Below are 15,437 nucleotides of genomic sequence, written 5' to 3'. Positions count from 1 at the left end.
TATCCCAGTCTTACAGGCAGGTTGCCCACGTGTTACTCACCCGTCCGCCGCTAACCAACAGGAGCAAGCTCCTATTGATTCGCTCGACTTGCATGTATTAGGCACGCCGCCAGCGTTCGTCCTGAGCCAGGATCAAACTCTCCAAGAAATTTGATTTAGCTCATTTTGTTACGTTGGCTTCATTTCAAATGAAATGAATATTATTGGTTGTTGACGTTTTTGTTTGTTTAGTTTTCAAAGATCAATTTCTCTTCGTCACTCAAAAGCGACTTTATTAATATAACATTTAAAATTATTTAAGTCAATAACTTTTTTTGCTTTCATTCGTCAATCGCTGACGACTTTTAATATATTACAGTAATATTTTTGATAGGTCAATAGATTTTTGAAAGTTTTTTTCAAAAAGAAAAAGCCGGCTCTAAGAACGGCTTTTTTCAAACTAGATGACCCATTTTTGTATAGCCACTAGGGCAACCATTCCAGGGATCCCAAGAAAACCTGAAACAGTTGATGTGGCAAAATTTATCGGCACATGTATTCCGAATCGATTACCTGCCACATTTAAGAAAAATAAAAACAATGCTCCAATCACTAATTTAATCGCAGCTTGGCCAATAAATCGGGCCGGCTTAAAAGGAGCACCTGAAAATAATAATATAACAATGAGTCCCCCTAAAACAGAGATTATGATAATTGGTTCCAAAAAAGCTATCCCCCTCCCAGATTACTTTTATTAATAACTATGTACGAGTTATCTAAAAAAGACCTAAGAATGAGATAGCTTTTCAATTATCTTTTTAAAGATACATTCCGCTGTTTGGCTTCTCTTATTAAGAAGAAGTATTTAGCTTCTGCGATCTTTGTTTGACATATAACCTCTTCTGAAGGATCAAAACACTTCTCCAAGAGTACCTTTTGCTGCTGTGAATTTTCTTTAAATTTATTTAATTGGGTTAAGAGCTTTTCATCAAATTCTTTTCGAAGCCATCCTTTTCGTCGAAAAAACATGAATGATTCCCCCGGTACATTATAATTCTCTTCGACCCTCTAAGGCTTTTGATAAAGTAACTTCATCTGCGTACTCAAGATCTCCCCCAACTGGCAGGCCATGAGCAATTCTTGTTGTCTTAATCCCTGATGGCCTTAATAACCGGGAAATGTACATGGCTGTTGCTTCCCCTTCAATATTTGGGTTGGTTGCTAGTATGACTTCCTGCACTGTTTCGTCCTGAAGTCTCTTTAGTAGGTCAGGGATATTGATATCCTCTGGACCTATTCCATCCATTGGTGAAATGGCTCCATGAAGGACATGATATAAACCATTAAATTCCTTCATTTTTTCCATTGCAATAACATCTTTAGGGTCTTGAACAACACAGATGATACTCCTGTCCCTTCGCTCGTCTTCACAAATATAGCAGGGATCTTGATCAGTAATATGACCGCAGGTTGAGCAATAAGTTAAATTACGTTTGGCATTTACAAGCGCCTTAGCGAAATCTAATACAGTGTCTTCTTTCATGCTTAAGACAAAAAAGGCCAGACGAGCGGCCGTTTTCGGACCGATACCTGGCAATTTCATAAAGCTGTCAATCAGCTTTGAGATCGGTTCTGGATAATGCATTTTATATTATTCCTCTCCTTAGAAATGCGTATGCACCCCTACAAGCGCTAATGTCGGACATTAAAAAGGAAGATTCATTCCTTTAGTGAATTGTCCCATTGTATTGTTGGTTAATTCTTCTGCCTTTTTAAGTGCATCATTTGTTGCAGCAAGCACCAAGTCTTGAAGCATTTCTACATCATCAGGGTCAACAGCTTCAGGATTGATTTTAACCTCTAATACTTCTTTATGACCGGAGACGATGACGGTAACCATCCCTCCGCCGGCAGTACCTTCAATTTGCTGTTTACCTAGTTCTTCCTGTGCCTCCGCCATTTTCTTTTGCATCTTTTGCATCTGCTTCATCATATTTTGCATATTTCCCATTCCGCCGCCACGCATCATTTACATTACCTCCATTTTTATTAGTCAATAACTTCTACAAATTCAGCACCAAATAGTTTTTTCGCTTCAGATATGTGGGGTTGCTCCCCCTCTTGGGAGTCTTTCCCTTCTCCATCTTCAGCATGTTGATGACTTAGAAAACCTTCCCGAATGGACAACCATTGATCTTCAGGCACTCCAAGGATTGTAAACCGATGGCCGGTTAACTCTTGTAGTGCAGACATGACCGTTTCAATAAAGCGGTTGTTATCCATGGCCATTTGGCAGTGAATTTCATGCTTGAATTTTAAAATAAAAGCAGTGGACGAAGCTGCCACAGGCTCAGCCTCATTTAATAAGGCTGCGTGTGATTTCATTAGCCGTGACCGCATTTCCGCCCAATTACTTTTAATTTGATTGATATCATTTTTAGTCGCAAGTTTTAAAACTTCATTTATCTTGCCAACAGCAGGCTGGAATCCTTTTCTTGATGTCCTAGGTGCTGTTTTTTGTACAGGTGCAGGAGCTTCCTGTGCTGCCTGTATTCCATTCGTTTTTAATTGCCGCAGGTCATCTTCAAGCTGTTCTATTTTTGCTAGAAGCTGAGAGATTTGCCCAGGTGCAGCCTGATCAGAATGTTTGGTTTCGATTTGGCACAACTTTACGATTGCAACCTCTAGAAAGATTCTCGGATGATTGGTCCAACGCATTTCCTGCTGTGTTTTATTTAGTTGGTCAATCATCAGATAAATTTGTTCAGTAGGGATCGTTTCCGCCATTTTTTGAAATTCATTGTCAAGCGTCACTCTTTCTAAGGATTCCTCAAGATTGGGGGCAGTCTTATAGAGAAGTAAATCCCGATAGAATAGAATTAAATCCTCAATAAAACGAGCCGGGTCTTTTCCATGAAATAAAAGCTCCTCTAACGCTTCTAATCCACTTGCAACATCCTTTTCTTGAAAAGCATGAGCCAACTTATATAAAAATCCTTGTGACACAGATCCTGTTACGGTTAGTGCATCCTCTACTGTTACACGGTCTTGACTAAACGATATTGCCTGGTCCAGTAAGCTTAATGCATCACGCATACCACCTTCTGCTGCCCTAGCAATCATTTGCAGTGCTTGTTCCTCGCAATCTACACCCGTTTCATCAACAATTAGCTTCATTCTCTTTACAATCGACCCTGCTGTAATCCTTCTAAAGTCAAAACGCTGACATCTTGAAATAATCGTTAGTGGGATTTTATGAGGCTCGGTTGTCGCCAGAATAAAAATTACATGCTTGGGTGGTTCCTCTAACGTTTTTAATAAGGCATTGAAGGCGCTAATGGATAGCATATGCACTTCATCAATGATATAGACCTTATATTTGACGGCAGTGGGAGCGAACTTTACCTTATCGAGTACGTCTCTCATTTCTTCAACGCGTGAGTTTGAAGCTGCATCAAATTCTAAAACATCCGAGATTGTTCCATCAGTAATTCCCCGACATGCAGCACATTCGTTACAAGGTTCTGCAACAGGCGAATGCTCACAATTAACCGCTTTTGCCAAGATTTTAGCTGCACTGGTCTTCCCTGTTCCTCTTGGGCCTGAAAATAAATAAGCATGTGAAATTTTCTGTTGAAGCAGGGCGTTTTGCAATGTCTTGGTCACATGCTCCTGTCCTACGACATCGATAAAGGTTTGAGGCCGCCAAACACGATATAAAGCCTGATAAGCCAATGGACATCGCCCCCTTCTCAAATTTTCATCAACTTTTGTTGTCTAGGCTTCTGCTTTTTTCATTATAACGTATCTAATTAAGAAGTGAAAATATTAGAATATACAAAAAAACTCATCCCATTTTTTCTGAGATGAGTAATTTCCTAAAAAATATGTAATTAAACTGCCGTGCACCTTCCTTCGACTGGCGCCCATAAGCGTTACTTAAGCAGTTAGCTCGACCCAGGCAACCCTGCGGCACATGAGAGCGTCCACTTAATGCTGCTTCCTTCCGGACCTGACATGGTTCATGGATTCCCATTGCGCAGGACCCGGGCGTCAACACCACTTACTTAAGGCAGACCCTACAGGTCACGAGCCTCGGGAAGGGATTCAGCCTCGCTAGAGCGGATTGCGAGTACAGGGCACCGCTACCTCCCCGCCTAGCACGGCAAAGTTGATAACAATTTTTAATGCGTCATATCTGACACTTTTTTAGTATACTAACATTTATGAGAAAATGCAACGCTTATCCGATGTCAATATTTGTAAACCCGTCCATCTGCCCTTGCCTTTCCCTACGCTTTTCTGCTTTTTTCCTCTCCCGGATTGCACGAAAAAAGGAAGATAACAACTGGCCGCACTCCTCCTCCAAAACACCTTGAGTTACCTCACTTTGGTGATTGAATCTTTCATCCTGAAGGAGATTCATAAAGGTCCCTGCACAACCGCCCTTTGGATCGGGTGCTCCATATACCACTCTTTTGATTCGGGACAAAATAATAGCACCGGAACACATAGGGCAAGGCTCCAATGTTACATAAAGGGTAGCATCCTCAAGTCGCCATGATCCTGTTTTACGGCAGGCCTGATCAATCGCCAGCAGCTCTGCATGCGCAATCGCAGATTGTTCATTCTCTCTTAAATTATGGCCACGGGAAATAATTTCATCCCCTAGGACTATGACGGCCCCAATCGGAACCTCATTTAGTGCCTCTGCCTTCTTCGCTTCCTTTATTGCTTCTTTCATATAGTATTCATCTAGATTAACATCCACCGTCATCATTTGTTCCTTTCAAGGATAAGATTGATTGGCTCTTTCCACACTATAAAATAGGAGGAGGTAATTTAATGAAGGATATCCATCCTGCACTCATCATTATCGATATGATTAATAACTTTGATTTTTCCCACGGGCCAATTTTGGCAAAAAAGGCCCTGCAAATTGCCCATCCTATAAAAAAATTAAAGAAGAACTTTAATGAAAAAGGTCTACCGGTCATTTTTATTAATGACCACTATAATTTATGGCGGGCAGAATATACAAAAATAATTGAACTGTGTAGAAATCAGTATAGTCAGCCTGTGTTTGAAATATTGCTTCCGGAAGAACATGATTATTTTTTAATTAAACCAAAGCATTCTGCATTTTACGGCACTGCTCTAAATACTCTGCTCCATCAATTAAAGGTGAACACATTGATTCTCTCTGGCATTGCCGGAAATATTTGTGTTTTGTTTACCGCAAATGACGCCTATATGCGTGAATTTCAGCTTTACGTCCCGGAAAACTGCATCGCCTCTGCAGATGACCAAGATAATCAATATGCTTTAACAATGATGCAAAATGTACTAAAAGCAAATATTCAGCCCGCAACTGCTAAAAATTATATCATGTAACCTCTTTTACGCTCATATGATTGTTGTAGCGTATGTGCGTTAGGAGGGAAAAGCATGCAAATTCATGTGGTTCAAAGAAATGAATCCTTAACAACAATTGCCCAGGCTTATCGTACTACCGTTCAAGATATCATCGATGCGAATGAATTACCAAATCCAAATAATCTTGTAATTGGGCAGGCAATTGTGATTCCAATTATCGGGAGTTTTTATACTGTTAAACAGGGAGAGACCCTATATAGTATTGCACAAAAGGTGGGAGTTCCTTATCAGCAGCTTGCCACTATTAATCGTATATCAGCCACACAACCGCTCTCTGTAGGTCTACGGCTCTATATCCCTCAAGGGAAAAAAAGACCTGCTGATTTTAATGCCTATGTTGAACCTCGTGGGACCACTGTTGCTCCCGTCCTTGAAAGCAGCGCTAGAGAGGCAGCACCATATTTGACCTATTTGGCTCCTTTTAGCTTTCAGGTCCACCGCGACGGAACATTAAAAGAGCCATTATTAAACAATTTCCCTGAGATTGCAAAATCCCATCAGGTTGTTTTGATGATGGTCATTAACAATCAGGAGAATGATCAATTTAGTGACGAGTTGGGGCGTATTTTACTTACAGACATGGCCATTCAGGATAAATTTTTAAATAATATTGTCGCAACCGCTAAAAAGTATGGCTTTAGAGATATTCATTTTGATTTTGAGTATTTACGTCCTGCTGACCGTGAGGCTTATAATACGTTCTTACGAAAGGCAAAGGCCCGCTTTAAAAATGAAGGCTGGTTAATGTCCACGGCTCTTGCCCCAAAGACAAGTGCAACGCAAAAAGGAAAATGGTATGAAGGCCATGATTATAAAGCGCATGGGCAAATTTCTGATTTTGTTGTCATCATGACCTATGAATGGGGCTATAGCGGCGGCCCTGCCATGGCGGTTTCCCCCATAGGGCCTGTTAGAAGGGTTTTAGAGTATGCCATCAGTGAAATGCCTTCAAATAAGATTCTCATGGGGCAAAATCTTTATGGCTATGACTGGACATTGCCGTTTGTTCAAGGCTCAGTTGCGAAAGCTGTCAGCCCGCAACAGGCGATTCAACTTGCCGCCACGCATAATGTACCAATTGAATATGATTCAAAGGCACAAGCACCGTTTTTTAAATATACTCAGAGTGGCAAGCAGCATGAAGTCTGGTTTGAAGATGCCCGCTCCATCCAAGCAAAATTTGATTTAATTAAGGAATTAAAATTACGGGGGATGAGCTATTGGAAATTAGGATTATCCTTCCCGCAAAACTGGCTGTTAATCGTTGACAATTTTAACGTAACAAAAAGAGCATAAACTGCCCCTATTCGGCAGTTTTTTCTTTTATTCGATAAAAAACTAACATCTCAAAAAATATTCCATATCCCTTCCTGCTTAAGATTATGATAAAATATTCTTTGTGTCACTTTTAAAAAGACAGTAAAAAAGACCCGGTTTTTAGACTGGTTCATTATAGAAAGATCAGGCAGTGGAGAGGGAGGATATACAATGGGGGATACACCCTTTATTACCGTTGAAGGGCCGATTGGTGTAGGTAAAACATCTCTTGCAAAAGCCATTTCAGACCATTTTCATTTTGCTTTGTTAAAAGAGATTGTTGATGAGAATCCATTTTTAGGGAAATTTTATGAAAACATAGAGGAATGGAGTTTCCAGACGGAAATGTTTTTTCTCTGCAATCGCTTTAAACAATTAGGGGATATCAGCACTCATTATCTAAGTAAAAATCAAGCGGTAGTAGCTGATTATAATATTTTTAAAAATTTGATTTTTGCTTCTCGGACCCTGAATAAACAAGAATACGAGAAATACTACAAAATTTATCAAATTTTGACTTCCGATATGCAAAAGCCTAATGTCATTATTTATTTGAATGCTAGTCTTGATACGTTATTAAAGCGAATCAAGCTCAGAGGACGAGAGGTTGAGAAAAATATCAGCCCATTGTATTTAGAGCAGCTTTCAATTGATTATGAAAATGCTCTGGCAAGCTTTGAACAGGAACATCCAGAAATACCCGTTCTCCGCTTTAACGGCGATGCGTTAGATTTTGTAAAAAATGAAGAGGACTTACAGCATATTATTAAAAAACTATCGAATTCATTAAAACAAAACAGTTGGTCTAATACATTATAAGAACAGGGGGATGTTCGTGAGTATTGTTATCGGTGGTATGATTGGCCTGGGAAAAACAAGTGTAGCTGACACCTTAAGTGGACACTTTAAAAATAAAGGAATTGAAAGTAAGGTGTTTTATGAAGCGGTGGATGATAATCCAATTCTCCCGCTCTATTATGAATTGACTCCAGAAGAATTGGATGCAAAAAGAATCCCTTTCCTCTTACAGTTATTTTTCTTAAATAAACGTTTTAAAACAGTGAAGGAATGCATTAACTGGAGGGAACCGGTTTACACGATTCAGGATCGCTCCATTTATGAAGATTGGTATTTTGCATATGTAAATAAGAATCTCGGCAGAATTTCCGACCTGGAATTTAAAATATATGAAGAGCTTGTTGAAAATATGATGGAAGAATTAAAAGAGCTCCCTAAAAAGGCTCCAGACTTAATGGTCTACTTGAAAGGTTCGTTTGATACGGTAATTGACCGCATCATGGCGCGCGGCCGCAGCTTCGAAATTAACCCTGAATTGAAGGAATACTATTTTGAGGTGTGGAAGGGCTATGATGAGTGGGTATTGAATCAGTATGATGCAAGTGAAGTCCTTATTATTGATATGGACACTACGGATGTTGTGAAAAGTGAAGCGGATGCTAAAAAGGTTTGCCGTGAGGTCGAAGAAAAACTAAATGAAATCTTAAATAAAGAAAAGGCACATATTGGGTAACCAGTATGTGCTTTCTTAATGAGTTCATGAGGCTTTATTCTACTTTTTCTTTATCTTTGGCACTATGAGACCTCGTTGGTGCCAGTGCTCTTGACTTTCCCTTCTTTGCGGGCACTATGGACGCTTGTCAGTGACCGTGCCCCTGACTTTTTCTTCTTTACGGGCACTATGTGGACTTCTTAGTGACCGCATCCTCTACTTTTTCCTCTTTGCGGGCACTATGGACACTTGTCGGTGACCGTGCTCCTGACTTTCCCTTCTTTACGGGCACTATGTGGACTTCTTAGTGACCGCATCCTCTACTTTTTCCTCTTTGCGGGCACTATGGACGCTTGTCAGTGACCGTGCTCCTGACTTTCCCTTCTTTACCGGTACTATGTGGACTTCTTAGTGACCGCATCCTCTACTTTTTCCTCTTTGCGGGCACTATGGACGCTTGTCAGTGACCGTGCTCCTGACTTTCCCTTCTTTACCGGCACTATAACCTTTATCAACGCTTGATTCCTTGCCCCTTTTCTCTACAGTGACCCATTTAAACTGTCTTAACACTAAAAAAGTGCATAAAAAAATCGCTACAATAAATTGTAACGATTTTTTTATCTCCAGTTTTTATGCGCGATTTAAGTAAAGTTATGGCGGAGGAAGAGGGATTCGAACCCCCGCGCGGTTTAACCCGCCTGTCGGTTTTCAAGACCGATCCCTTCAGCCGGACTTGGGTATTCCTCCGTGACAACAAAAAATAATTTATCATATATTCTTCTCATTGTCAATCAAAAATAATGAAATTTTTCGGACGGAAAAACTCCGTCCGAAATATACCTTATTCTGGAATTATCCCGCATTAACGGGCACTAAGACCCCTACTTCAATGCTTAGCGTAGACAAGAAGAGTCTGCAGGGGTCAAATGCCCGTAAAAGCCCGATTAGTTCAACTAACAATCAGTGGGGGATAAAAAACCCCCCACTGATTGAAGTTTCACTTTATTACACTGCGGCTGCCCATATATGGCTGTAAAACCTTAGGAATCACCACACTGCCATCTTCCTGTTGATAATTTTCTAAAATAGCCGCTACGGTTCTGCCAATTGCAAGCCCGGATCCATTTAATGTATGAATATGCTCTGGCTTGGCTTTCGGATCACGGCGGAAACGAATATTAGCACGTCTTGCTTGGAACGCTTCAAAGTTACTGCAAGAAGAAATTTCCCTGAACGTACCGTAGCTTGGAATCCATACTTCAATATCGTACTTCTTAGCTGCGGTAAAGCCAAGGTCACCCGTGCACATGCTTAATACTCGGTATGGAAGTTCAAGTAATTGAAGGACTTTCTCCGCATCATTCGTTAATTTTTCAAGTTCATGGTAAGAGTCTTCCGGCTTCACAAATTTCACTAATTCAACCTTATTAAATTGATGCTGGCGAATGAGGCCACGAGTATCACGTCCTGCAGAACCGGCCTCTGAGCGGAAGCATGCACTATACGCCGCATAACGAATAGGGAGCTCCTCACCGCTTAAGATTTCATCCCTATGAAGATTGGTAACAGGCACCTCCGCCGTTGGAATCAGGAAGTAATCCTCGCTTTCAATTAAGAAAGCATCTTCGGCAAACTTTGGAAGCTGACCTGTTCCTGTCATACTTGTGCGATTCACCATATATGGAGGGAGTATTTCCTTGTAACCATGTTCATCGACATGAAGGTCCAGCATGAAGTTCATGAGCGCCCGCTCTAAACGAGCCCCAAGGCCTTTATAAAACACGAAACGGCTGCCGGTGACTTTGCCCGCGCGTTCAAAATCAAGGATGCCCAAGTGGTCTGCAATATCCCAGTGCGGCTTTGGTTCAAAGGTGAAATCCCTTACGTTACCCCATTGTCTAATTTCTACATTATCGTCTTCCGTTTCCCCAACCGGTACGCTTTCATGAGGAATATTTGGAATGCTTAACAATAACATTTCCAATATTTCTTCAACACCGCGGAGCTCATCGTCCAATGTTTTAATCCTGTCGCCAACTTCGCGCATCTCTTTAATTAAATGGTCAGCATCCTGTTTTTCACGCTTTAAAACGGCCACCTGTTGGGAAACCTCGTTCCGCTTGCTTTTCAGTTGTTCAGATTCAACAATTAGATCGCGTCTTTTTTGGTCCAGTTCTTCAAATTTTCCAAGGTCTGTTAAGTCCTCGCCACGGTGCTGAAGTTTTTCTTTTACTTCAGTAAAATTAGCTCTTAATAATTTAATATCAAGCATATATTTCCACTCCTTTTTTAAAATAGGCCGTGTTAAAGACCATTTGATTTTACACCTGTTGACTGAAGTGCCTAGAGCGTAAAACAACAGCAAGTTTAACAGCGCCTAAAAAATAAAAAACTCCCGCCCCTAAAAACAGGGACGAGAGTTACCCGCGTTACCACCCTGGTTGACAGAAAAAGTCTGCCCACCTTGAAAAAAATTAACGGTTTCTGCCGAAAGTATTTACTGCCCCCTTATCGGAGGGTTCCATACCTTGCTCGAGGATGGATTCACAAGCGCCATTCACCGATTCTCACCTGCCACCGGCTCTCTTAAGAATAAACTCCTGCTACTAGTTCCTCTCATTGCTTTAAACATATTAAGGATTTGTATTTAATAATCTACTATAATTATCCACTAAATGCAACCAGATTATACAAAATATTTTGCTATTAAAGATTCCTCTAAAACCAGCCTTTAACTGTTTTAGAAATGCCGCCCCAAACATCTCCGAAGAAGCTGCCGACTCCTCTCATCATGAGAACAAACCAATTTGCTTTCTCTACATCCTGTGCGGCAACCACATCCACTTTAATGCTCTTTTCCCCTTGACTGTTCAGGTAACTTAGTTTGTCGCCCTTTTTGGATTTAATCGTCAAATAGCCAATGGTTTCACCTTTTTTAATTGGTGCAGTTAATTCACCTTTTTTATTAATTTTATTTTTATCCAATACCAATTCTGGTTGATAATTTTGTTTTTCGCCATTTAGAACCATCATATCAATGGCTGACTTGGAGTAAATTTTAACACTGTCTTCTTTACCTTTAATCACGGGTAAGTTTTTATGACCCTTCACTTGAAAATGGGAAGGGACAATCTCTTCCTTGCTAAAATTACTGAAGGCATAGTCCATCATTTTTCTTGTTTCTTCAAAACGGGCCTTTTTATCGCTTGTAGCTCCATTTGCATCTTTCGCATTTTGAACAACTGTAATAAATCTTTTTCCATCCCTCATAGCAGTCCCTGTAAAACAAGCTCCTGCAAAATCAGTAGTTCCTGTTTTTAAACCGTCCATGCCTTGATAACCGTAAATTAATGTTGGCAGCATCCAATTCCAGTTATCCATCTTAATTTCGTCATCTGTACCCTCTCGAAACTTCTTGGTTGGAATACTAGCTGTTTTTAATACATCCGGGAAATCATGAATCAAGCGGAAGGCTAATTGTGCCACCGTATAGGCGGACATAACATTTTCTTCATCAGCTCTTGTCCCTGCAGGCTGCTGGCCAAAATAATCACCATTATTTAAACCAGTAGAGTTAACAAATTTATAGTTCTTTAAACCCAATTGTTTCGCTTTATCATTCATCATTTTTACAAAGTTTGTTTCTGAACCGGCAATCACTTCTGCTAGAGCAATTGTTGCAGCATTGGCAGAGTAAATGGCCATTGCCTGATATAATTCTCTTACTGTATATTTACCATCACGTCTTAATGGAACATTTGATAGGTTTCGATTTTGTGAAATTTTATAAGCAAGCTCACTCACAGAATACTGTTGATCCCACTTCACCTTGCCATGTTTAATGGCATCAAGCAGAATATATTCAGTCATCATTTTTGACATACTGGCAATACCAAGTAAACTGTCAGCATTTTGTTGGTATAAAACCTTTCCGGTTTCTCCGTCCACAATAATTGCACTATCAGCATTCACCTTTAATGGCGCTTGTGCTTCTGCTTTATTTAAGCCTGAAAATAGGCTAAAAAACATAATTAATGCCAATAAGCCTGGAATACTTTTTTTATAAAAATATTTATTCACTATAATGCCCTCCAACGAATTTATACACCTTGGTTATTTTAACATAACTCCCCTTTAAATCATAGACAGAGCAAAGACCTATTTGTTTTCCAAAAATAAAAAGGAGGGCGGTATGGTCCCTCCTTACTATGTTACAAACTGCTTAGCTTATAAAGAATAGTTTGGTGCTTCCTTAGTTATTTGGACATCATGTGGATGGCTTTCTTTTAATCCAGCGCCTGTCATCCGAATAAACTGAGCGTTGTTTCGTAATGCTTCTAAATCTTTTGTCCCGCAATATCCCATACCAGAACGTAATCCACCAATTAACTGATAAACGGTTTCCGCCAATGGGCCTTTATAAGGCAGGCGGCCTTCAATACCCTCTGGTACAAACTTCTTATTATCCTCTTGGAAATAACGGTCTTTTGAACCCTTTTCCATAGCAGCGACCGAGCCCATTCCACGATAGACTTTAAATCTTCTGCCTTGGAAGATTTCCGTTTCCCCTGGACTTTCAGATACACCCGCTAACAGACTTCCCAGCATAACTGCGTGGCCTCCAGCTGCAAGTGCTTTAACGATATCACCGGAGTACTTTATTCCTCCATCGGCAATGATGGTCTTGCCATGTTTCCTTGCTTCGGTTGCACAATCATAAACAGCTGTAATCTGAGGAACTCCTACACCAGCAACGACCCTGGTTGTACAAATAGAACCTGGTCCGATACCTACTTTAACCACATCGGCGCCAGCCTCAAATAAATCCTTTGTTGCTTCTGCTGTTGCAACGTTCCCGGCAATAATAGTTAAATCCGGGTAAGCACTTCTAATTTGTTTTACTGTATCAAGGACACCCTTAGAATGACCATGGGCTGTATCGACTACTATGGCGTCCACATTCGCTTTAACTAGTGCCTCTACCCTCATCATGGTGTCTTTTGTAACACCGACAGCTCCTCCAGCCAATAGACGGCCTTGGCGATCCTTTGCTGAATTCGGAAACTCAATAACCTTCTCTATATCTTTTATGGTAATTAACCCTTTTAATACCCCATCATGATCTACTAGCGGCAGCTTTTCAATTTTATGCTGCTGCAAAATCTCTTCTGCTTCCTTCAATGTTGTCCCTACAGGTGCCGTTACAAGATCTTCCTTTGTCATTACATCTGAAATTTTAAAGGAGTAATCCTGTATAAAACGGAGATCCCTATTTGTAATGATGCCGACTAGTCTTTGTTCCTCTTCATTATTGACAATTGGAACACCTGAAATCCGATATTTCCCCATTAAGTGCTCTGCATCAAATACTTGATGTTCAGGAGTGAGGAAAAATGGATCTGTAATAACGCCGCTTTCTGACCTTTTTACCTTCTCAACCTGCTCGGCCTGCTGTTCAATGGTCATATTTTTATGGATAATGCCTAAACCGCCTTGGCGTGCCATTGCAATAGCCATTTCAGCTTCAGTTACTGTATCCATCCCAGCACTCATAATTGGAATATTAAGCTTTACGTTTTCTGATAACGCAACTTGAAGATTTACATCACGTGGCAGAATTTCAGACTTACCTGGAATTAACAAGACATCGTCAAAGGTTAATCCTTCTTTTACAAATTTATTTTCCCACATTTTTAAGGCCTCCAGGACAAATTTTTTTATTTGTAGGTTATCAATTGGACAAAATACTGTCAAGGAACTAGTTTTAATTTGATTATTCTGAAAAAAGGTGATCTTAGATTGGATATCTCTTATAAAGACTGGAAAAGCTTTTCGTGTTTCTTTTCAGCTGAATATTGTCAGCTATTTTTAAAACGCAATTATCAAAAACGCATGATCGAAAACCCTGAGCAAAAAAGCTATGAAAACGGTTACGCCCTTTTATATTATTTGGAACATGGACAGATTTATTATGAACAAGCAGAGAAGTCTCCGCTGATTCTTAAACCGATTCTTCTCTTTTACGGTTTGGTTCATTTAATTAAGGCATGTATTTTAACTATTGACCCGGCATATCCAGAAACAACAAGTGTGTTAGCGCATGGTGTTTCAACAAGAAAGCGGAAAAAGCAAAATTATCAATTCTTCCTTGATGAGGTGAAACTACAAAAAAATGGACTCTTTCCTTTCATGTCAGAAAAAATGTTTCACATGAAACAATTGGAAGGGGAAAAGGTCATTATGGAGGATTTATTAAGACTTATTCCTGAATTAGATGATTTATTTTTTTTACTGGATGGAACGAGGACATTTTCAAGCATACCCTACCAGGGAGAACGAGAACAATTTGAAATTCCTGATAAATTATTAGACCATTACCATATGACAGAAAATCGACTAAAGGAGTATTTGACATCGAAATCTATGCATCCTATTTCCTTTTCCGAAGAAGGACTTTCTTTCATGTTTAATGGGTCATTTCAGAAAAACAGTTCACCCTTTAAATATCATTTGGAAAAAGGGCACTTAGTTCTCCCTATTCGAAAAAGTGAATTTCTCCATTTTCCGGAACTTTTAATTCATTATCTGCTTCTTTATAACTTAAGTATGATTGCCCGCTATGAAACGGAATGGTGGAGTGAGTTAACGAAGATGATGCCTAATCAGGATTTCCCATTTATTCAATCCTTTTTAAATAGCACCCTAAAAAAAGGTCCATTTCTTATTTATGAGTATTTAATGAATTGAAACGACCAGGACATTAGGAGCCTGGCTTTTGTTTAGGCTCCGTTAAACTATGTTGTTGATTTCCGCTCCAGGCACAAGCGGTTCGTGGGCGGTCCGGGGAGTCTCCTCGTCGCTTCGCTCCTGTGGGGTCTCCCCTGTTCCGTACTCCCACAGGAGTCTTCGTGCTTTCCGTTCCAATCAAACGTTATTCAAAATCAATATTTTACTTACACAGCTTTATTTTAAATACAATATCATAATGGTCACTTCTTTTTTCAAATAACAAAAAAGACAACCCTCGTCAGGTTGTCCTTCATTATGCCTGGCAACGTCCTACTCTCACAGGGGGACAGCCCCCAACTACCATCGGCGCTGAGAAGCTTAACTTCCGTGTTCGGTATGGGAACGGGTGTGACCTTCTCGCCATTATTGCCAGACTATTTATTTGAGGTATCATTCCCTCAAAACT

At 40.1% G+C, this 15,437-nt stretch carries 14 protein-coding genes, 1 tRNA gene, 2 rRNA genes, 1 other RNA gene and 1 other annotated feature; of the genes, 5 read left to right on the top strand and 13 right to left on the bottom strand.

Annotated elements, in window-relative coordinates; genetic code table 11:
* From E2K98_RS28565 to tadA, 8 genes are all read right to left on the bottom strand, one after another.
* Positions 1 to 148: ribosomal RNA gene (locus E2K98_RS28565) — 16S ribosomal RNA — on the bottom strand; the annotation flags it as partial.
* Between the two features lie 291 nt (positions 149 to 439).
* Positions 440 to 703, bottom strand: a complete 264-nt coding sequence (locus E2K98_RS28560; protein WP_133340175.1) for a pro-sigmaK processing inhibitor BofA family protein — start codon at positions 701 to 703, stop codon at positions 440 to 442.
* Positions 704 to 789: 86 nt separating this feature from the next.
* Positions 790 to 1,008, bottom strand: a complete 219-nt coding sequence (locus tag E2K98_RS28555) for a YaaL family protein (protein WP_133340173.1) — start codon at positions 1,006 to 1,008, stop codon at positions 790 to 792.
* 19 nt (positions 1,009 to 1,027) lie between these two features.
* Positions 1,028 to 1,624, bottom strand: a complete 597-nt coding sequence (gene recR / locus E2K98_RS28550) for a recombination mediator RecR (RefSeq protein WP_133340171.1) — start codon at positions 1,622 to 1,624, stop codon at positions 1,028 to 1,030.
* Between the two features lie 60 nt (positions 1,625 to 1,684).
* Complete coding sequence (locus tag E2K98_RS28545) at positions 1,685 to 2,008, bottom strand: YbaB/EbfC family nucleoid-associated protein (protein ID WP_372512556.1); 324 nt, start codon at positions 2,006 to 2,008, stop codon at positions 1,685 to 1,687.
* Between the two features lie 20 nt (positions 2,009 to 2,028).
* On the bottom strand, positions 2,029 to 3,714 hold the full coding sequence (gene dnaX, locus E2K98_RS28540; protein WP_133340169.1) for a DNA polymerase III subunit gamma/tau: 1,686 nt from the start codon (positions 3,712 to 3,714) through the stop codon (positions 2,029 to 2,031).
* A 166-nt stretch (positions 3,715 to 3,880) separates the two neighbouring features.
* Positions 3,881 to 4,145: signal recognition particle sRNA large type (gene ffs, locus E2K98_RS28535), an RNA gene on the bottom strand.
* 77 nt (positions 4,146 to 4,222) lie between these two features.
* Entirely contained in the window at positions 4,223 to 4,756 is a 534-nt protein-coding gene (gene tadA / locus E2K98_RS28530; RefSeq protein WP_372512741.1) for a tRNA adenosine(34) deaminase TadA, read from the bottom strand.
* A gap of 68 nt (positions 4,757 to 4,824) precedes the next feature.
* On the opposite strand from tadA, the gene E2K98_RS28525 reads away from it, so the two are divergent.
* From E2K98_RS28525 to E2K98_RS28510, 4 genes are all read left to right on the top strand, one after another.
* On the top strand, positions 4,825 to 5,373 hold the full coding sequence (locus E2K98_RS28525) for a cysteine hydrolase family protein (RefSeq protein WP_133340166.1): 549 nt from the start codon (positions 4,825 to 4,827) through the stop codon (positions 5,371 to 5,373).
* Between the two features lie 54 nt (positions 5,374 to 5,427).
* Positions 5,428 to 6,711 (top strand): LysM peptidoglycan-binding domain-containing protein, encoded by a 1,284-nt coding sequence (locus E2K98_RS28520; protein WP_133340164.1) that lies wholly within the window; start codon positions 5,428 to 5,430, stop codon positions 6,709 to 6,711.
* Positions 6,712 to 6,903: 192 nt separating this feature from the next.
* Complete coding sequence (locus tag E2K98_RS28515; protein ID WP_133340162.1) at positions 6,904 to 7,551, top strand: deoxynucleoside kinase; 648 nt, start codon at positions 6,904 to 6,906, stop codon at positions 7,549 to 7,551.
* A gap of 10 nt (positions 7,552 to 7,561) precedes the next feature.
* On the top strand, positions 7,562 to 8,263 hold the full coding sequence (locus E2K98_RS28510) for a deoxynucleoside kinase (RefSeq protein WP_208025442.1): 702 nt from the start codon (positions 7,562 to 7,564) through the stop codon (positions 8,261 to 8,263).
* Positions 8,264 to 8,896: 633 nt separating this feature from the next.
* Here the strand turns inward: E2K98_RS28510 and E2K98_RS28505 are convergent.
* The 4 genes from E2K98_RS28505 to guaB all read right to left on the bottom strand — a co-directional run bounded on the left by E2K98_RS28505 (position 8,897) and on the right by guaB (position 13,933).
* Positions 8,897 to 8,989, bottom strand: a tRNA-Ser gene (locus E2K98_RS28505).
* A gap of 250 nt (positions 8,990 to 9,239) precedes the next feature.
* Positions 9,240 to 10,514: a serine--tRNA ligase gene (serS, locus tag E2K98_RS28495; protein WP_133340156.1), complete on the bottom strand. Its 1,275-nt coding sequence runs from the start codon at positions 10,512 to 10,514 to the stop codon at positions 9,240 to 9,242.
* A 134-nt stretch (positions 10,515 to 10,648) separates the two neighbouring features.
* Positions 10,649 to 10,871 (bottom strand) — a binding site (T-box leader).
* Between the two features lie 89 nt (positions 10,872 to 10,960).
* A complete protein-coding gene (locus E2K98_RS28490; protein ID WP_208025443.1) occupies positions 10,961 to 12,271 on the bottom strand; it encodes a D-alanyl-D-alanine carboxypeptidase family protein in 1,311 nt (436 codons plus the stop codon).
* A gap of 198 nt (positions 12,272 to 12,469) precedes the next feature.
* Positions 12,470 to 13,933 carry an IMP dehydrogenase gene (gene guaB / locus E2K98_RS28485; RefSeq protein WP_133340152.1) on the bottom strand — a complete coding sequence of 488 codons (1,464 nt, stop codon included), beginning with the start codon at positions 13,931 to 13,933 and terminating at the stop codon, positions 12,470 to 12,472.
* Positions 13,934 to 14,041: 108 nt separating this feature from the next.
* Between guaB and E2K98_RS28480 the strand changes: the two genes are divergently transcribed.
* A complete protein-coding gene (locus E2K98_RS28480) occupies positions 14,042 to 14,989 on the top strand; it encodes a YaaC family protein (protein ID WP_133340150.1) in 948 nt (315 codons plus the stop codon).
* A 299-nt stretch (positions 14,990 to 15,288) separates the two neighbouring features.
* On the opposite strand, the gene rrf is transcribed toward E2K98_RS28480, so the two are convergent.
* Positions 15,289 to 15,405 (bottom strand): 5S ribosomal RNA (gene rrf, locus E2K98_RS28475).
* Positions 15,406 to 15,437 lie beyond the last annotated feature (32 nt).

The sequence above is a fragment of the Bacillus salipaludis genome (assembly GCF_004358205.1).
Note: the sequence above shows the minus strand (reverse complement) of the source record. Positions and strands in the feature narration are given on the sequence as shown.